This is a genomic window from Limnohabitans sp. TEGF003 (assembly GCF_055395455.1).
In genome coordinates, this window is the sequence record NZ_AP029225.1 from 2,780,063 (window position 1) to 2,796,611 (window position 16,549).

A 16,549-nucleotide genomic window follows, 5' to 3' on the forward strand; every position below is an offset into this window, starting at 1 on the left:
ATACAGACCTCCACTCTCAGGGCCTTTGACCAGATGAACGCGTCCACTTACCTTCAAGCACCGCCGAAGCGCAAGCTGCTCGGTCTGGCTGGGGTGGTGGTTCTGCATGCCTTGTTGTTTTGGGCTGTCCAGGCGGGCTTGACGCGCACCGTCATTCAAAAGATGCCCAACGTGGTGCAAGCGCTGCTGCTGGAAGAAAAGAAACCCGAGCTGGCAACGCCACCCTCGCCCCAGCCGCCGCCACCTGCGCCGTCCAAACCCCCACCGCCCCAGACCCCGCCGCCCGCGTATGTGCCGCCTGCCGTGACGCCACCCGCCGAGATTCCTGCTGCTGCACCTGCAGCAAATGTCATCACTGCGGCAACGGCTACGTCTCAACAACCCACTTCGTCGACTACATCTGTTTCAGCAGCCCCTGCCATAAAGTCCGAGCCAGTTAGAACCGGTCCAGTAGGCATTTATTGCGAAAAACCAAGCTATCCTCTGGCATCAAAACGCATGGAAGAAGAGGGTTCTGTTACCTTAAATATATTTGTTGGTGCCGACGGTAATGTATTCAAAATAAATATAGACAAATCATCTGGTCATAAACGACTAGATGAAGCAGCTAAAAATGAATCCATGCGATGGCGATTCAAACCCGCCACTTTGGATGGAAAGCCTATTGAACATTCATTTACGAAAACGTTCAATTTCAAGCTTGATCCCGACCCAATTCAACCCTCTAAAGTAGACGGAAAATCTCCATGCTGAACTTATTCAAACTATCGCCAATGAAATTTTGTGTCTTCTTTATTTGTAATGTTTTTTTTCTGACGCCAATTTATGCTGCTGAAGAAGTTTCTGACGTAAACCCCTATGGCCTGGGTGCCCTGTGGGCGCAGGGAGATGCGGTGGCCAAGGGCACCTTGCTGATTCTGGTGCTCATGAGCATGGGCAGCTGGTATGTGATCTTCACCAAGTTCACCGAGCAATCCAAGCTGCACCGATTTGCCAAAACCGCACAAGCGAACTTCTGGACGGCGGGCTCTGTGCGGCAAGCGGCCGAGGCTTTGGAAGCAGACAGCCCCTTCCGCTTCATTGCCGAAAAAGGTCTGGAGGGTGCAAGCAAACACCCAGGCCTGCTGGGCAATGTGGACTTCAACACCTGGGTCACGATGGCACTGCAGCGGGCCATGGGCACCGTGCAAAGCCGTCTGCAAAATGGCCTGGCCGTGCTGGCCACCGTGGGCTCTACCGCGCCTTTTGTCGGCTTGTTCGGCACGGTTTGGGGCATCTACCACGCCCTGGTCAAGATCGGCATGTCGGGCCAGGCCAGCATCGACAAAGTGGCGGGCCCCGTGGGCGAGGCGCTGATCATGACCGCCATTGGCCTGGCTGTGGCCGTGCCCGCCGTGCTGGGCTACAACTGGCTGGTGCGTCGCAACAAAGCGGCGATGGATGAAGTCAACGCCTTCGGTGCCGACCTGCACGCCGTGCTGCTGGCGTCAGGCCAAAAATAATGGGCATGAACCTCGGCCCCACGCTAGGCAGTCAGGACGATGACGAGGTCATCGGCACCATCAACACCACGCCCTTGGTGGATGTGATGCTGGTGCTCTTGATCATTTTTCTGATCACCATCCCGGTGGTGACCACCTCGATCAAGGTGGACCTGCCCAAAGAGCAGAACGTGGTGCGCGAGGCCAAGCCCGACACCGTGATCATCTCGGTCAACCAGGCGGGACAAATCTACCTCTACGACACGCCCGTCAAAACGCCTGGCGAGCTGGTCGAACGCTTGAAAAAGTTTGCCGCCATGAAGCCGCAGCCCGATGTGCAGATCCGGGGCGATGCGCAAAGCGCTTTCGAATCGGTGGGACGCGTCATGTACGCGGTGCAACGCGCAGGCATCACCCAGGTCGGCTTCATCACCGACCCGGCCCGCTGACCCCCTTAGGACACCACCATGGCCATGAACCTGGGCACCAGCCACAGCGACGAACCCGACGTGATGATGGACATCAACACCACGCCCCTGATCGACGTGATGCTGGTGCTGATCATCATGCTGATCATCACCATTCCAGCGCAATTGCACGCGGTCAACTTGGACATGCCTGTGGCCGCTGCTGCGGCGAAAAAGCAAGATCCGGTGGTGATCCGCGTGGACATCGACGCCGACGCCAGCCTGCGCTGGAACGGTCAGCTGCTGGGCGACCGACAAGCCTTGGAGACCCGCCTCGCCGAAGCGGCCGCCGTGCAGCCGCAACCGGAGCTGCACATCCGCTCACATGCCCAAGCCAAATACGAAGCCACCGCAGCGGTACTGGCCAGTGCCCAGCGGCTGGGCCTGACCAAGCTGGGCATCGTCGGCACCGAACGCTTCGCCAGCCCGTAACCGGCACACCAGAAGCTGACCGCGCCGCTCACCCGCCATGGATGCCCGATCAAGTCGGGCATGACGACAGGTTGACAGCACAGTCTCGCGAAATTTTGTCGGCGCATCCTCGAGAAGTCTTGTCAGCGTACCCAAGCGAAGTTTTGTCACACCCGGCTTGACCGGGTGTCCATGTCCGCTGGGGTACTCCACCCCCATCCGGCAACGCTCACCCGCCATGGATGCCCGATCGAGTCGGGCATGACCACGCTGGGGGTCACGCCCAAAGAAAAAGCCGCTCGAGAGCGGCTTTTCAAGGGAAAGAGAACCCAAATCAGTCGGCGTACTTGCCAGCGGCATCGACAGCGGCCTTGATCTTGATCATCTCGGCGGCCACAAACTTCTTGTGCTCTTCAGGCTCGACACGCTTGTCGGTCACCACCAAAGCGCCCAGACCTTCGTTCTTCTTGATGAACTCGGGGTCTTTCAGGGCTTTCTTCAGGGCGTCGTTCAGGGTCTTGGTGATCGCTGCGGGCGTGCCTTTGGGGGCATACAAACCATGCCAGATGGTCAGGTTGAAACCCTTCAAACCCATTTCCTGCAAGCTGGGGTAGTGCTTGAGCACAGGGTGACTGGCCAGGGGCTTGGCAGTGGTGACCGCGAAAGCCTTGACGCGACCGCCTTCGATCTGGCTGGTGGTGTTGGTGGTCTGGTCACACATCACATCGACCTGGCCGCCGATCAAGGCGGTCATGGCAGGTGCCGTGCCACCGAACGGGATGGTGGTCATCGCGTCTTTGGTCTGCAGATTGGATTGCCACAGCAAACCACAGATGTGCGAGGCGGAACCCAGACCCGCGTGGGCGATGTTCAGCTTGCCCGCATTGGCGCGGATGTAGTTCTCAAAATCGCGGTAGGTGTTGGCGGACAGCTGGGGCTTGCCGATCAAGGTCATGGGCACGTCATTGACCATGCCCAGGAACTCGAAGTCTTCCAGCGGCTTGTAGGCGATCTTGCGGTACAGGGCGGGTGTGGCGGCCATGCCGATGTGGAACAGCAAAAGCGTGTGGCCATCGGGGTTGGCTTTGGCCACCTTGGTGGCACCGATCGTGCCGCCAGCGCCTGCGGCGTTTTCGACCACAAAATTGCTGCCGGGAATCTGCTTGCGCATGGCTTCGGCCAAGTCGCGTGCCACGCGGTCTGTCGGGCCACCTGCGGTGAACGGCACCACGATTGAGACAGGTTTGTTACCGGGGAAAGTCTGGGCCTGAACACCCACAGACACAGCGGCCAAAGCGGCCAGAGCGATCCATTGCTTCATCTAACACTCCTGAAATTGACTGTACAGTTTAAAACTTCAAGAGTGTCACGAAATCGCGGAAACTACTTAGCGGCTAACCCTTGTATGACCTTGATTTCATTAAGGAATTGGGCCGCCCGCGGCCACAACATGGCGTTGCCAAAACCCTGAAAACAGGGGCTCACTGGTAACTGCGAGCGTCTTCGATCACTTTGCCATCGTTGGCCAGGCTGCCGGACTGGACCAGATGCACCTCACCACGGAGTTTGGTGACATCGCGCACCGCCTCGGACACTCGGGCCTTGAGGGCCTCATCGCTCAGGTGATCGGTCTCGACATGCAAAGCCATCTGGTCGTTGGCCATCTCACCGGTCACCACCAGGCGGGCCTTGCGCACCTCGGGGAAGCGCTTGACGATTTCGGCCACCTGACCGGGGTGCACAAACATGCCCCGGATCTTGGTGGTCTGGTCGGCGCGGCCCATCCAGCCTTTGATGCGCTGACCCGTGCGGCCCGTGGGGCAGGTGCCGGGCAGGATGGCGGACAAATCGCCCGTGCCAAAACGGATCAAGGGGTAATCGGGGTTGAGCGTGGTGATGACCAGCTCGCCCACCTCGCCTTCGGGCACCGGGTCGCCCGTGCCGGGGCGCACGATCTCGACGATCACGCCTTCGTCCAGCACCAGGCCTTCACGCGAGGCAGTTTCATAGGCAATCAAACCCACATCGGCCGTGGCATAGCACTGGTAAGCATCCACACCGTGCGCCGTCATCCAGTCGCGCAGGCTGGGCGGAAAGGCTTCGCCCGACACCAGCGCTTTGCGCACGCTGGGCAGGGCCACGCCCATCTCGGCGGCTTTTTCAAGGATGATTTTCAGGAAGCTGGGCGTGCCGATGTAGCCTGCAGGCTGCAACTCGGCCATGGCCGCCACTTGCTGTTCGGTCTGGCCAATGCCACCCGGAAACACGGTGCAGCCCAAGGCATGGGCACCGGTTTCCATCATGGAGCCCGCAGGCGTGAAGTGGTAGCTGAAGCAGTTGTGGATCAGCTCACCCGGACGAAAACCGGCCGCAAACATGGTGCGGGCCATGCGCCAGTAATCGGCCCGCGTGCCTTCGGGCTCGTAGATCGTGCCGGGGCTCGCAAACACGCGGGTCATGCCCGGGCCAAAACCCAAGGTGCTGAAGCCGCCGAACACATTGCCGCCTGCCGCACGCGCTGCTTTCTGGCGTTCGAGCAACTCGTATTTGCGGATGACCGGCAATTGGGCCAGCGCAGCGCGGCTGGTGACGCTGGCGGCATCCACGCTTTGCAGCAACTCGGCAAAGGCCGGAGCCTTGGCTTTGGCATGCGCCACCTGCGCGGGCAACGCGGCCATCAAGGCGGCTTCACGCTCATGCGGGCTGCGGGTTTCGAGGGCGTCGTAGTGCGTCATGGGTGCAGACAGATCTTTGTGGGAGCGCGCCCCTGCGCGCGAAAAACGGTTGTGCGTGTGTGGCATTCGCGCGCAGGGGCGCGCTCCCACAGGGGTAGAAGTCTCGGACTTCCTAAGCCCTCAAGCCAACCAGCGCTTGCGGCGCTTGTAGCTCTTGACGTCCTTGAAACTCTTGCGCTCGCCACCGCCCACGCCCAGGTAAAACTCTTTCACGTCCTCGTTGGTGCGCAGCTCTTCGGCCGCGCCGTCCATCACCACACGGCCCGACTCCATGATGTAGCCGTAGTCGGCGTATTTGAGCGCCATGTTGGTGTTCTGCTCGGCGATCAGGAACGTGACTTTTTCCTTCTCGTTCAAATCCTTCACGATGTTGAACACCTCTTCCACGATCTGCGGGGCCAGGCCCATCGAGGGCTCGTCCAGCAAAACCATGTTCGGGTTGGACATCAGGGCGCGGCCAATGGCGCACATCTGCTGCTCGCCACCCGAGGTGTAGGCCGCTTGCGAAGTGCGGCGGGTCTTCAAACGCGGGAAGTAGTTGTAGACCTTTTCCAGGTTGGCCGCGATCTCGCCCTTGTCGGTGCGGGTGTAACTGCCGGTCATCAGGTTCTCTTCGATGGTCAGGTGGGCAAAGCAGTGGCGGCCTTCCATCACCTGCACCACGCCCCGGTTAACCAGGTCAGCGGGCGAGAGGTTCTCGATGCGCTCACCACGCAGCTCAATGGAGCCCTTAGTGACTTCACCACGCTCGCCCTTGAGCAAGTTGGAGATGGCCCGCAGCGTGGTGGTCTTGCCCGCACCGTTGCCGCCGAGCAAGGCCACGATGCCCCGCTCGGGCACTTGCAGGGACACGCCCTTGAGCACCAGGATGACATGGTTGTAAATGACTTCGATGCCATTGACGTTGAGGATGATGTTGGAATCGTTCATGGGTCGCCTGTTTGAATCAACCGAAAGGCCAGCGCTCCCGCTGGTCTTTCGGTTGACGGCTCACGCCGAAGCGCGAGCCATCAACACGAACCGATTAAGACTGGCAATCCGCAGGGGTGCGGCGTGTCATCTTCTTGTCGGCTAGGTACTTGTCGGCACCGGCTTTGATCATGGGCTTGAGGATCTGCTCGTCGGCCTGGATGAAGTCAGAGCTGAAGCTCCATTTGCTGCCGTCCCAGGTTTGCACGCGGGCAGAGGTCGAACCCATGTGATCAGCGCACGAAGTGGACAGCGGCTGCATGATGCCGGTGAAGCCCATGGCGTCCAGACGCTTTTGGTCCAGGTTCAGGTTTTCCAGGCCCCAGCGCACTTGCTCGCCAGTCATGACCTTGCCCTTGCCAAAACGCTCCTGCGCACGGCGCACGGCTTCCACGCCCAGCATGCCAATGATCACGCCACGGGTGTAAAGCACTTGCCCCACTTCATCCTTGGGACCGGAGCCTTGGCTCTTGCCATGCACGTGCTTCAGGATGTCCTGAATCACCTTGGGTTGTGTGCCGGAGGTGTTCAAAGCCAATGCGTTGTAACCCTTGGCGCCTTCGCCCACGTCCTTGACGTCAGGCTCGGCACCGGCCCACCACACACCGTACATCTTGTCGCGGGGGTAGCCTGTGGCCTGCGCTTCTTTCAGGGCGGTGGAGTTCATCACGCCCCAGCCCCACAGCATCACGTAGTCAGGACGGCTTTGGCGCACTTGCAGCCAGGCCGACTTTTGCTCGACGCCGGGCGCAGTCACGGGGATCAGTTGCAGGTCAAAACCATGCATCTTGGCACGCTCTTGCAGCAAAGGAATCGGCTCTTTGCCGAATGGCGAGTCGTGGTAAACCAAGGCAATCTTCTTGCCTTTGAGCTTGTCCAGGCCGCCTTCTTTTTTGCCCAGGTGTTGCACCAGGATGTCAGCGCCCGTCCAGTAGCTGCCCATCAAAGGGAAGTTCCACTTGAAGGCCATGCCGTCCTGCGCGATCGACAAACCGTAGCCCAAGGTGATCAAAGGCAACTTGTCCACAGGCGCTTTTTCGGTCAACGCAAACGTGATGCCCGTGGCCTGTGGATCGAACAGGGTCACGCCTGGGCGGCCTTTCAGGCGCTCATAGCATTCCACACCACGGTCAGTGGCGTAGCCGGTTTCGCACTCTTCAAAAGTGATCTTCACGCCGTTGATGCCGCCATCGCGGGCATTGATCAGCTTCAGATAGTCTTGCTTGCCGTTGGCCCATGGGATGCCGTTAGGGGCATAAGGGCCGGTGCGATAGGACAGCAGCGGGAAAAACTGCTCCTTCGCTTGTGCCTTGGCTTGCGCCTGCACCGAGGTCGTCACCAAGGACGATGCAGCGGTCGCCACAGCGGCCACAGCCAAAATCAAATCACGCATCTTCATACTTGTCTCCTTAGAAAAAACACTCACACAAAAAAACCAAAACTCACCCGATTGATCTTGAAAAAATCAGTGCGGGAAAGGCCACAAACGCAGCTTCTGTTTGGCGATCGACCAGAGCTTGGCCAAGCCATGTGGCTCCACGATCAAGAACCACACGATCAAACCGCCAAAGATCATCAGCTCGGCGTGCGACACGCCTGCCGTCGAGATCTCGATGCCCACCAAGCCCGCCAAAGCAGGCAGGATCTGACTCAATGCAATCGGCAGCAAGGTGATGAACGCCGCGCCCAGGAATCCACCGAGGATGGAGCCCAGACCGCCGATGATCACCATGAACAACAAACGGAAGGAAATGTCCACCGAGAAGGCCGCAGGTTCCCAGGCACCCAGGTAAATGAAAGCCCACAGGCCACCGGCCATGCCCACGATGAACGAGCTCACTGCGAAAGCGCTCAGCTTGGCATACATGGGGCGGATGCCGATCACGGCCGCAGCCACATCCATGTCGCGGATCGCCATCCACTCGCGGCCCACGGCGCTGCGTACCAGGTTTTTCGCGAGCAAGGCCACCACCGCCAGGATGCTCAGGCACAACCAGTATTTGCTCATGGCACTTTCGATGGGCAGACCGAACACCTGCAAGTCAGCCACCGACACCGAGCCCGAAGGCGAGTCGTTGGTCAGCCACTTGATGCGCAAGAACATCCAGTCGCTGAAAAACTGCGCGGCCAAAGTAGCCACCGCCAGATACAGGCCCTTGACGCGCAAGCTGGGCAGACCGAACAAAATGCCGAACACCGTGGCGCACAAGCCGCCCAGGATCAAGGCTGGAATCAAGGGCAGTCCTGGCACACGCACAAAGAAGTTGTAGGCGCCGTAAGCCCCCACCGCCATGAAGGCACCCGAACCCAAGGAAATCTGACCACAGTAACCCACGAGGATGTTCACCCCCAGCGCGGCCAAGGACATGATGAGGAAGGGAATCAGGATGGCACGGAAGAAGTAGTCCGACGCCAACATGGGCACCACCGCAAAGGCAAACACCAACAGCAGCGCCATGACGATGCGGTCTTGCCGGATCGGCAGGATTTGTTGATCGGCCCGGTACGAGGTTTTGAATTGACCGTTTTCTCTGTAGAACATAATTTTTCCTTACACGCGGTCGATGATCTTTTCGCCAAACAGACCTTGCGGACGGATCAGCAAGAATCCCAGCGCCAGCACATAGGCGAACCAGATCTCGATACCGCCCCCCACATAACCGCCCAAATACACCTCGGAGAGTTTTTCACCCACACCGATGATCAGGCCGCCAATGATGGCGCCCGGCACCGATGTCAGGCCGCCCAGAATCACCACCGGCAGGGCCCGCAGGGCCACGGTGGCCAGCGAGAACTGAACACCGAGCTTGCTGCCCCAGATCATGCCGGCCACCAAGGCCACGATGCCCGCGACACACCACACGATGACCCAGATGCGGTTGAGCGGGATACCGATCGACTGCGCCGCCTGGTGGTCGTCGGCCACCGCACGCAGGGCGCGGCCCGTCGCTGTTTTCTGGAAGAAGATCGTCAGCAAGGTCACCAGCGCAGCGGCAATCAGCGCGGCATACAGGTCTTCCTTGTTGATCAACACACCGCCCTGGAACATGCCTTCCAGAATGAAGACCGGGTCCTTGGGCATGCCGATGTCGATCTTGTAAATGCTGCTGCCAAAAATGGTCTGACCCAAACCTTCGAGGAAGTAGGCAATGCCCAGCGTGGCCATCAGCAGGGTTGCGCCTTCCTGGTTGACCAAGTGCCGCAGCACCAGGTACTCGACCGCCCAGGCCACCACAAACATCACTACCGCCGCCATGGCAAAGGCCAGCAGGTTGGCCATCCACAAACTGTCCACGCCAGTCCACTGCGGAATCCATTCAGAAAACCGCGCCATCGACAAAGCGCCAAACAGCACCATCGCGCCCTGCGCGAAATTGAACACGCCAGAGGCCTTGAAAATGAGCACAAAGCCCAGAGCCACCAGCGAATACAACATGCCCGCCATCAGGCCACCGAGCAATGTTTCAAGAAAGAATGCCATCTTTAAATCCTTGTTCGTGCGGGTTCGGTCAGTGCGACGTGCCCAAGTAGGCACTGATCACTTCTTCGTTGTTGCGCACCTCGTCGGGCGTGCCGTCGCCAATCTTCTTGCCGTAGTCCAGCACCACCACGCGGTCCGAGATATCCATCACCACGCCCATGTCGTGCTCGATCAACACCACCGTGGTGCCGAACTCGTCGTTGACGTCCAGGATGAAGCGGCACATGTCCTGCTTTTCTTCCAGGTTCATGCCGGCCATGGGCTCGTCAAGCAGCAGCACTTGCGGCTCCATGGCCAGGGCGCGGCCCAAGTCCACCCGCTTTTGCAGGCCATAAGGCAACTGGCCCACGGCCGTCTTGCGGAAGGCCTGGATTTCCAGGAAGTCGATGATGTGCTCGACTTTTTCGCGGTGTGCCTCTTCCTCGCGCTGGGCTGGGCCCACGCGCAGCGCCTGCAAAAACAGATTGCTTTTGATCTTCAGGTTGCGTCCCGACATGATGTTGTCGATCACGCTCATGCCTTTGAACAAAGCCAGGTTCTGGAAGGTGCGGGCAATGCCCATCTCGGCCACCTGGCGGCTGTTCATGTGGTCAAAGGTCTGGCCACGGAAAGTGATGCTGCCCTCTTGGGGTGTGTAGACCCCGTTGATGCAGTTGAGCATCGAGCTTTTGCCCGCGCCATTGGGGCCGATGATGGCGCGCACTTCATGCTCGCGCACGTTGAACGAGATGTCGGTCAGCGCCTTCACGCCGCCGAAACGCAAACTGATGTTGTTGACGTCGAGGATGACGTCGCCGATTTTTTTGGTCATGCTGCTGCCTTCACGGGTGTGAATGTTTTGGCGTCGGAAATCTTGAGCGTGGCGCTGACGCTGCCGGTACGGCCGTCTTCGAACTTCACCACCGTCTCGATGAATTGCTCGGTTTTGCCGCCATACAGGCCATCGACCAGCGGTTTGTATTTGTCGGCAATGAAGCCACGGCGGACCTTGTTCGTGCGTGTCAATTCGCCATCGTCGGCGTCCAGCTCCTTGTGCAAGACCAGGAAACGCGAAACCTGACTGCCCGCCAGCAAAGCGTCTTCGGCCAGGTCGGCGTTGACTTTTTCCACGCACTCCTTGATCAACTCATACACCTCGGGCTTTTGGGCCAAGTCGGTGTAACCGGCATAAGGCAGGTTGCGGCGCTCGGCCCAGTTGCCCACCGCGTCGAAGTCGATGTTGACCATCACGCAGACTTTCTCGCGCTGGTCGCCATAGGCCACGACCTCTTTGATGTGCGGGAAGAACTTGAGTTTGTTCTCAACGTATTTGGGCGCGAACATGGCACCGTCGTTGGCACCGCCCTGGATGCGGCCCACGTCTTTGACGCGGTCGATGATCTTGAGGTGGCCATGGCTGTCGATGAAGCCCGCGTCGCTGGTGTGGTACCAGCCGTCCGGCGTGAGCACTTCGTCGGTGGCTTTCTGGTTTTTGTAATAGCCCTTGAGCAAGCCGGGCGACTTGACCAGGATTTCGCCGTTGTCTGCGACCTTGATCTCCACGCCTTTGCACGGCACACCCACAGTGTCGGCACGAGCCTGGTTGTCGGGCTGCAGACAGACGAACACAGCGGTTTCGGTCGAGCCATACAGTTGCTTGATGTTCACACCGATCGAGCGGAAGAAGGTGAACAAATCCGGGCCAATCGCCTCGCCTGCGGTGTAGGCCACGCGCACGCGGCTGAAACCCATGTTGTTGCGCAAGGGGCCATACACCATGAGGTTGCCCAGGCTGTACACCAAACGCTCCATCAGACCGACCGACTGGCCGTCCATCAAGGCGGGACCGACTTTCTTGGCCACGCCCATGAAGTAGTGAAACAGCTTGCGCTTGAAGTTGCCCGCATCTTCCATGCGGATCATCACGCTGGTGAGCATGCCCTCGAACACACGAGGCGGCGCGAAGTAGTAGGTGGGCCCAATCTCTTTGAGGTCGATGGTCACGGTGGCTCCCGACTCGGGGCAGTTGACCACGTAGCCACACACCAACCACTGCGCGTAGCTGAAGATGTTCTGACCGATCCAGGCGGGTGGCATGTAGGCCAGCACGTCTTCAGCGTTGGTCAACTTGTCAAACTCGGCACCGGCTTCGGCGCGGTCGATCAAGGAGCTGTGCGTGTGCACCACGCCTTTGGGGTTGCCCGTGGTGCCCGAGGTGAAGAACATCGCGGCCACATCGGTGTATTGGGCTTTTTCGACTTCTTCAGAGAAGAACTGTGAATGCTGCTTGGCGAACACCGCGCCTGCAGCGATCAGCTCTTCGAGCGAACCGAGGCCATCTTCGGTGTACTTGCGCAGGCCGCGTGGGTCGTCGTAATAAATGTGGGTCAGCTGCGGGCACTGCTCGCGCACTTCCAGCATCTTGTCGACCTGCTCCTGGTCTTCCACCACGGCAAAGCGGACTTCGGCGTTGGTGATGGGGAACACGCATTCGGCAGCCGCTGCATCCTGGTACAGCGGCACAGGGATCGCACCCAACGACTGGGCGGCCAGCATGGTGGCGTAAAGCCGAGGCCGGTTGGCCCCCACCACGATCAGGTGCTCACCGCGCTGCAAGCCTGCCTGGTGCAGACCGCAGGCGATGGACTCGACCAGCTGGGACAAGGCCGCCCACGAGGTGGCCTGCCAAATGCCATATTCTTTTTCTCGCAGGGCGGGCGCGGTGGGGCGCTCGGCAGCGTGTTTGAGCATCAAACGGGGAAACGTTGTTTGCATGACCTGACCTGTCTCCAAAAACGGTGCATCGAATGCAATGCGACTGAACTGGGGCGGATCGTAGGCACTCATTTGACGCCAAGTTGTCGTTTGGACGACAATTCAGGGAAGACCCCTAGCCCATCTGACCGGTTCCTGACAAACATCAAATCCAACATGGCCAAAGAAAACAGCGTGTACAAGCGCCGCCGCGCGCCCACCGAATCCGAGCTGCAAATGATCCCGTGGCTGCACCTGCTGCGCCCCCAAGAGCGCCTGGAGATCGTGCCGCAACTGGTGGTGAGCGACCCCCAGGTGGGCGACTATGTGTGCCGCGTGGGCCGACCAGTGACCTTTTGGTTTGGCGTGATCTCAGGCTTGCTGAAAATGAGCAGCGACAACGAAAGCGGCCAGACCATGACCTTCACGGGCGTGCCGCCCGGGGGCTGGTTTGGCGAGGGCACAGCACTCAAGCGCGAGGTCTACCGCTACAACATCCAGCCGCTGCGCCCCAGCGTGGTCGCTGGCTTGCCGCTGGAGACCTTTCACTGGCTGATCGACCACTCGCTGGGCTTCAACCGTTTCATCATGCAGCAGCTCAACGAGCGGCTGGGGCAGTTCATCGCCGCACGCGAACTGGACCGCATGACCAACCCCGAGTTGCGCCTGGCCCGGCACTTGGCCACTTTGTTCAACCCGGTGCTGTTTTCTGGCGTGGGCGAGGTGCTGCGCATCACCCAGCAAGAGCTGGCTTATCTGGTGGGCCTGTCGCGCCAGCGCGTGAACGAAGCGCTGCGCGTGCTCGAAGCGCGTCAGCTCATCCGCGTGGAATACGGCGGGCTGCGCATTCTGGATTTGCAGGGGCTGCGCACAGCACAGTTTTTGTAGATCGGTGGCTTTAGCTCCGACGCATGCTTGCGGCCCACCAGCACATGTCGGGGCTGAAGCCACCGACCTACAGCAAAAGGCAGACCAGGAACCCATGTTCTGCCCCCAACAAAAACAACGGACAATCGGTCAACTTCTTTTTGCCCCACCGAACCATGACCCAGCCCCCGGTTTTCAAACGCGCCCCCCGCCCCGAAGGCAAGGGCGAAGCCGCCACGCCCAGCGGCACCTCGCGCCTGAACAAGCGCATGGCCGAGCTGCGCATGTGCTCGCGCCGCGAGGCCGATGCCTGGATCGAGCAAGGCTGGGTGTTCGTCAACGGCCAGCCTGCCAGCATGGGCCAGCAGGTCACGCTGTCGGACCGCATCACCGTCGACAAAGCCGCTGAACAGCAGCAAGACCGGCAAGTCACCATCTTGCTGCACAAGCCCATGGGCTATGTGAGCGGCCAGGCCGAAGACGGACACGAGCCCGCCATCACCCTGATCAACCCACGCAGCCACTGGGCGGGCGACCCGTCCAAACTGCGCTTCACCCCGCCGCACCTGCGCGGCTTGGCCCCGGCTGGGCGGCTCGACATTGATTCGACGGGCCTTTTGGTGCTGACACAAGACGGCCGCGTGGCGCGCCAGCTGATCGGCGAAGACTCCGAGATGGAGAAGGAATATTTGGTGCGCGTGGCCTACACCGGTCACGAGAACACTGCGGCGGCCTCTGCCGCGTCGGCCACCTATGGCGGCAAAGCCAACCAGCTCACGGCCATTGGCGACTTTGACCGGGTGAGTGCCAATGTGCAGGCCGTCTTCCCCAAAGCGCAACTGGAGCGCCTGCGCCATGGCCTGAGCCTGGACGGCAAGCCACTCAAGCCCGCCAAGGTCGATTGGCAAAACCCCGAACAACTGCGCTTTGTGCTGACCGAAGGCAAAAAGCGCCAGATTCGCCGCATGTGCGAGCAAGTGGGCCTGAAAGTCGTGGGCCTCAAACGCATCCGCATGGGCAATGTGCAGCTGGGCCAAATGCCGCCCGGACAGTGGCGATATTTGGGTCCGAACGAATCCTTCTGACGCGCGACGGGCTTGCTCATCTGCGGGCTTGTGGGAGCGAGCCCCTGCTCGCGAATGTGTGCCCCGCCCACTTCAAGCATTCGGCCGCAGGGGCAGTCTCCCACAAAAACCAGGCGATCCTGTCCCGCACATCCTCGCCCCTTGAATTCCAAACGCCTGCCCCCAGATAAGCACCGTTTTGGTTATCTCACCTTTTGACCCTTGAACTTTTTCAAACCGATATGAGCAAGCAAACCCATGCCTTTCAGGCCGAAGTCGCACAACTGTTGCACCTGGTCACCCACTCGCTGTACTCCAACCAGGAGATTTTTCTGCGCGAGCTGATCTCGAACGCGTCCGACGCCTGTGACAAGCTGCGCTTTGAAGCCCTCAACAACACCGCCCTGTACGAAGACGCGCCCGAATTGCAGGTGCGCCTGTCCTTCGACAAAGCCGCCAAGACCCTGACCATCACCGACAACGGCATCGGCATGACGGCGCAAGAAGCCATTGACCACCTGGGCACCATCGCCAAGAGCGGCACCAAGGACTTCATGAGCAAGCTCAGCGGCGACCAGAAAGCCGACGCACAGCTGATCGGCCAGTTCGGTGTGGGCTTTTATTCAGGTTTCATCGTGGCCGAAAAAATCACCGTCGAGACCCGCCGTGCAGGCGCCAAGCCCGAAGACGGCGTGCGCTGGATCAGCGGCGGCACGGGTGACTTCGAGGTCGAGACCATCACCCGTGCCGAGCGCGGCACCAGCGTGATCCTGCACCTGCGCGAAGACGCACTGGAGTACGCCAACACCTGGAAGCTCAAGGAAATCGTCGGCAAATACTCCGACCACATCAGCCTGCCCATCCTGATGGAAAAGGAAGAGTGGAAAGACGGCGAGCTGATCGACCCCAAAGACGAAAACGGCGGCCGCAAACCCGGCGGCATGGTCAAGACGGGCGAGTGGGAAACCATCAACAAAGCCAGCGCTTTGTGGACCCGCCCCAAGAAAGACATCACCGACGAGCAGTACGCCGACTTCTACAAACAGATCAGCCGCGACTTTGAAGCCCCGCTGACCTGGACCCACAACCGCGTGGAAGGCAGCACCGAATACACCCAACTGCTCTACATCCCGTCCAAGGCCCCCATGGACCTGTGGAACCGCGACAAGAAGGCGGGCATCAAGCTGTACGTCAAGCGCGTGTTCATCATGGACGACGCCGAGGCACTGATGCCCAGCTACCTGCGCTTTGTCAAAGGCGTGGTGGACTCAGCCGACCTGCCGCTGAACGTGAGCCGCGAGTTGCTGCAAGAAAGCCGCGACGTCAAAGCCATCCGCGAAGGCTGCACCAAGCGTGTGCTGTCGATGCTGGAAGACCTGGCCAAACACGACAAAGCCCCCGAGGCTGGTTCCGATGGCGTGACAGATGTCCTGAGTGAAGAAGACAAAGCCAAACAAGGCCAATATTCGAAGTTCTACGCCGAGTTCGGCGCGGTGCTCAAGGAAGGCCTGGGCGAAGACTTTGCCAACAAAGACCGCCTGTCCAAGCTGCTGCGTTTTGCATCGACCACCAGCGACACCGTGAGCGTGAGCTTTGCCGACTACAAAGCCCGCATGAAAGAAGGCCAGGACGCGATCTACTACATCACCGCCGACACCCTGGCCGCCGCCAAGAACAGCCCGCAGCTCGAAGTCTTCAAGAAAAAAGGCATCGAAGTGCTGCTCATGACCGACCGTGTGGACGAGTGGGCCCTGAACTTTGTGCACGAGTTCGACGGCACCCCGCTGCAAAGTGTGGCCAAGGGCGCGGTGGACTTGGGCAAGCTGCAGGACGAAGAAGAAAAGAAAGCGGCCGAGACCGCCGCCGAAAACTTCAAGCCCGTGCTGGCCAAGCTCAAAGAAGCGCTCAAAGACAAAGCCGAAGACGTGCGCGTGACCAGCCGCCTGGTCGACAGCCCCGCCTGCCTGGTGGTGACCGACGGCGGCATGAGCATGCAACTGGCCCGCATGCTCAAGCAGGCTGGTCAACAAGCGCCTGAAGTCAAGCCCGTGCTGGAGGTCAACCCCGAGCACGCGCTCGTCAAAAAACTCGACGGCTCGGTCCATTTCCACGACCTGGCACACATCCTGTTCGACCAGGCCCTGCTGGCCGAAGGCGGTTTGCCCGAAGACCCTGCGGCTTATGTGAAGCGGGTGAATGCGTTGCTGAGCTGAACGCGCTGCAGTGGGGAGGCAACCCTTCGGCTGCAGGGGCAGCCTCCCACAGGGAACAAGATTGGGGGTCTTTGTGGGAGCGAGCCCCTGCTCGCGAATGCCTACACAGCCAGCCCACCAAGCTGAGT

The 16,549-nt window shown here is 60.0% G+C and carries 15 protein-coding genes; 7 read left to right on the forward strand and 8 right to left on the reverse strand.

The window, feature by feature from the left end:
* Positions 1 to 33: 33 nt before the first annotated feature.
* Genes ACZ5RT_RS13150 through ACZ5RT_RS13165 form a run of 4 tightly spaced genes read left to right on the forward strand, consistent with a single transcriptional unit; the run spans position 34 to position 2,380 of the window.
* Positions 34 to 753, forward strand: coding sequence for an energy transducer TonB (locus tag ACZ5RT_RS13150; protein WP_422169268.1), 720 nt, complete (start codon positions 34 to 36; stop codon positions 751 to 753).
* Positions 754 to 773: 20 nt separating this feature from the next.
* Positions 774 to 1,502, forward strand: a complete 729-nt coding sequence (locus tag ACZ5RT_RS13155; protein WP_422169267.1) for a MotA/TolQ/ExbB proton channel family protein — start codon at positions 774 to 776, stop codon at positions 1,500 to 1,502.
* Positions 1,502 to 1,930, forward strand: coding sequence for an ExbD/TolR family protein (locus tag ACZ5RT_RS13160; RefSeq protein ID WP_464452766.1), 429 nt, complete (start codon positions 1,502 to 1,504; stop codon positions 1,928 to 1,930). The genes ACZ5RT_RS13155 and ACZ5RT_RS13160 overlap by 1 nt, the downstream gene beginning before the upstream one ends.
* 18 nt (positions 1,931 to 1,948) lie before the next feature.
* On the forward strand, positions 1,949 to 2,380 hold the full coding sequence (locus tag ACZ5RT_RS13165) for an ExbD/TolR family protein (RefSeq protein WP_464452767.1): 432 nt from the start codon (positions 1,949 to 1,951) through the stop codon (positions 2,378 to 2,380).
* Between the two features lie 313 nt (positions 2,381 to 2,693).
* Here the strand turns inward: ACZ5RT_RS13165 and ACZ5RT_RS13170 are convergent, their stop codons facing one another.
* The 8 genes from ACZ5RT_RS13170 to ACZ5RT_RS13205 form a co-directional block, all read right to left on the reverse strand.
* Positions 2,694 to 3,680 (reverse strand): tripartite tricarboxylate transporter substrate-binding protein, encoded by a 987-nt coding sequence (locus tag ACZ5RT_RS13170; protein WP_464452768.1) that lies wholly within the window; start codon positions 3,678 to 3,680, stop codon positions 2,694 to 2,696.
* Positions 3,681 to 3,840: 160 nt separating this feature from the next.
* Entirely contained in the window at positions 3,841 to 5,094 is a 1,254-nt protein-coding gene (locus ACZ5RT_RS13175) for a phenylacetate--CoA ligase family protein (protein ID WP_464452769.1), read from the reverse strand.
* Between the two features lie 120 nt (positions 5,095 to 5,214).
* Complete coding sequence (locus ACZ5RT_RS13180) at positions 5,215 to 6,024, reverse strand: ABC transporter ATP-binding protein (RefSeq protein ID WP_464452770.1); 810 nt, start codon at positions 6,022 to 6,024, stop codon at positions 5,215 to 5,217.
* 94 nt (positions 6,025 to 6,118) lie between these two features.
* Positions 6,119 to 7,462 carry an ABC transporter substrate-binding protein gene (locus ACZ5RT_RS13185; protein WP_464452771.1) on the reverse strand — a complete coding sequence of 448 codons (1,344 nt, stop codon included), beginning with the start codon at positions 7,460 to 7,462 and terminating at the stop codon, positions 6,119 to 6,121.
* Between the two features lie 66 nt (positions 7,463 to 7,528).
* Positions 7,529 to 8,605: a branched-chain amino acid ABC transporter permease gene (locus ACZ5RT_RS13190; RefSeq protein ID WP_464452772.1), complete on the reverse strand. Its 1,077-nt coding sequence runs from the start codon at positions 8,603 to 8,605 to the stop codon at positions 7,529 to 7,531.
* Between the two features lie 9 nt (positions 8,606 to 8,614).
* Entirely contained in the window at positions 8,615 to 9,544 is a 930-nt protein-coding gene (locus ACZ5RT_RS13195; RefSeq protein WP_464452773.1) for a branched-chain amino acid ABC transporter permease, read from the reverse strand.
* Between the two features lie 28 nt (positions 9,545 to 9,572).
* Entirely contained in the window at positions 9,573 to 10,355 is a 783-nt protein-coding gene (locus tag ACZ5RT_RS13200) for an ABC transporter ATP-binding protein (RefSeq protein ID WP_464452774.1), read from the reverse strand.
* Complete coding sequence (locus tag ACZ5RT_RS13205; protein ID WP_464452775.1) at positions 10,352 to 12,298, reverse strand: AMP-dependent synthetase/ligase; 1,947 nt, start codon at positions 12,296 to 12,298, stop codon at positions 10,352 to 10,354. The genes ACZ5RT_RS13200 and ACZ5RT_RS13205 overlap by 4 nt, the downstream gene beginning before the upstream one ends.
* A gap of 156 nt (positions 12,299 to 12,454) precedes the next feature.
* Between ACZ5RT_RS13205 and ACZ5RT_RS13210 the strand changes: the two genes are divergently transcribed.
* From ACZ5RT_RS13210 to htpG, 3 genes are all read left to right on the forward strand, one after another.
* On the forward strand, positions 12,455 to 13,165 hold the full coding sequence (locus tag ACZ5RT_RS13210; protein ID WP_422169258.1) for a Crp/Fnr family transcriptional regulator: 711 nt from the start codon (positions 12,455 to 12,457) through the stop codon (positions 13,163 to 13,165).
* A 155-nt stretch (positions 13,166 to 13,320) separates the two neighbouring features.
* A complete protein-coding gene (locus ACZ5RT_RS13215) occupies positions 13,321 to 14,229 on the forward strand; it encodes a pseudouridine synthase (protein WP_108427365.1) in 909 nt (302 codons plus the stop codon).
* 221 nt (positions 14,230 to 14,450) lie between these two features.
* Complete coding sequence (gene htpG / locus ACZ5RT_RS13220; protein WP_464452776.1) at positions 14,451 to 16,421, forward strand: molecular chaperone HtpG; 1,971 nt, start codon at positions 14,451 to 14,453, stop codon at positions 16,419 to 16,421.
* Positions 16,422 to 16,549: the final 128 nt, after the last annotated feature.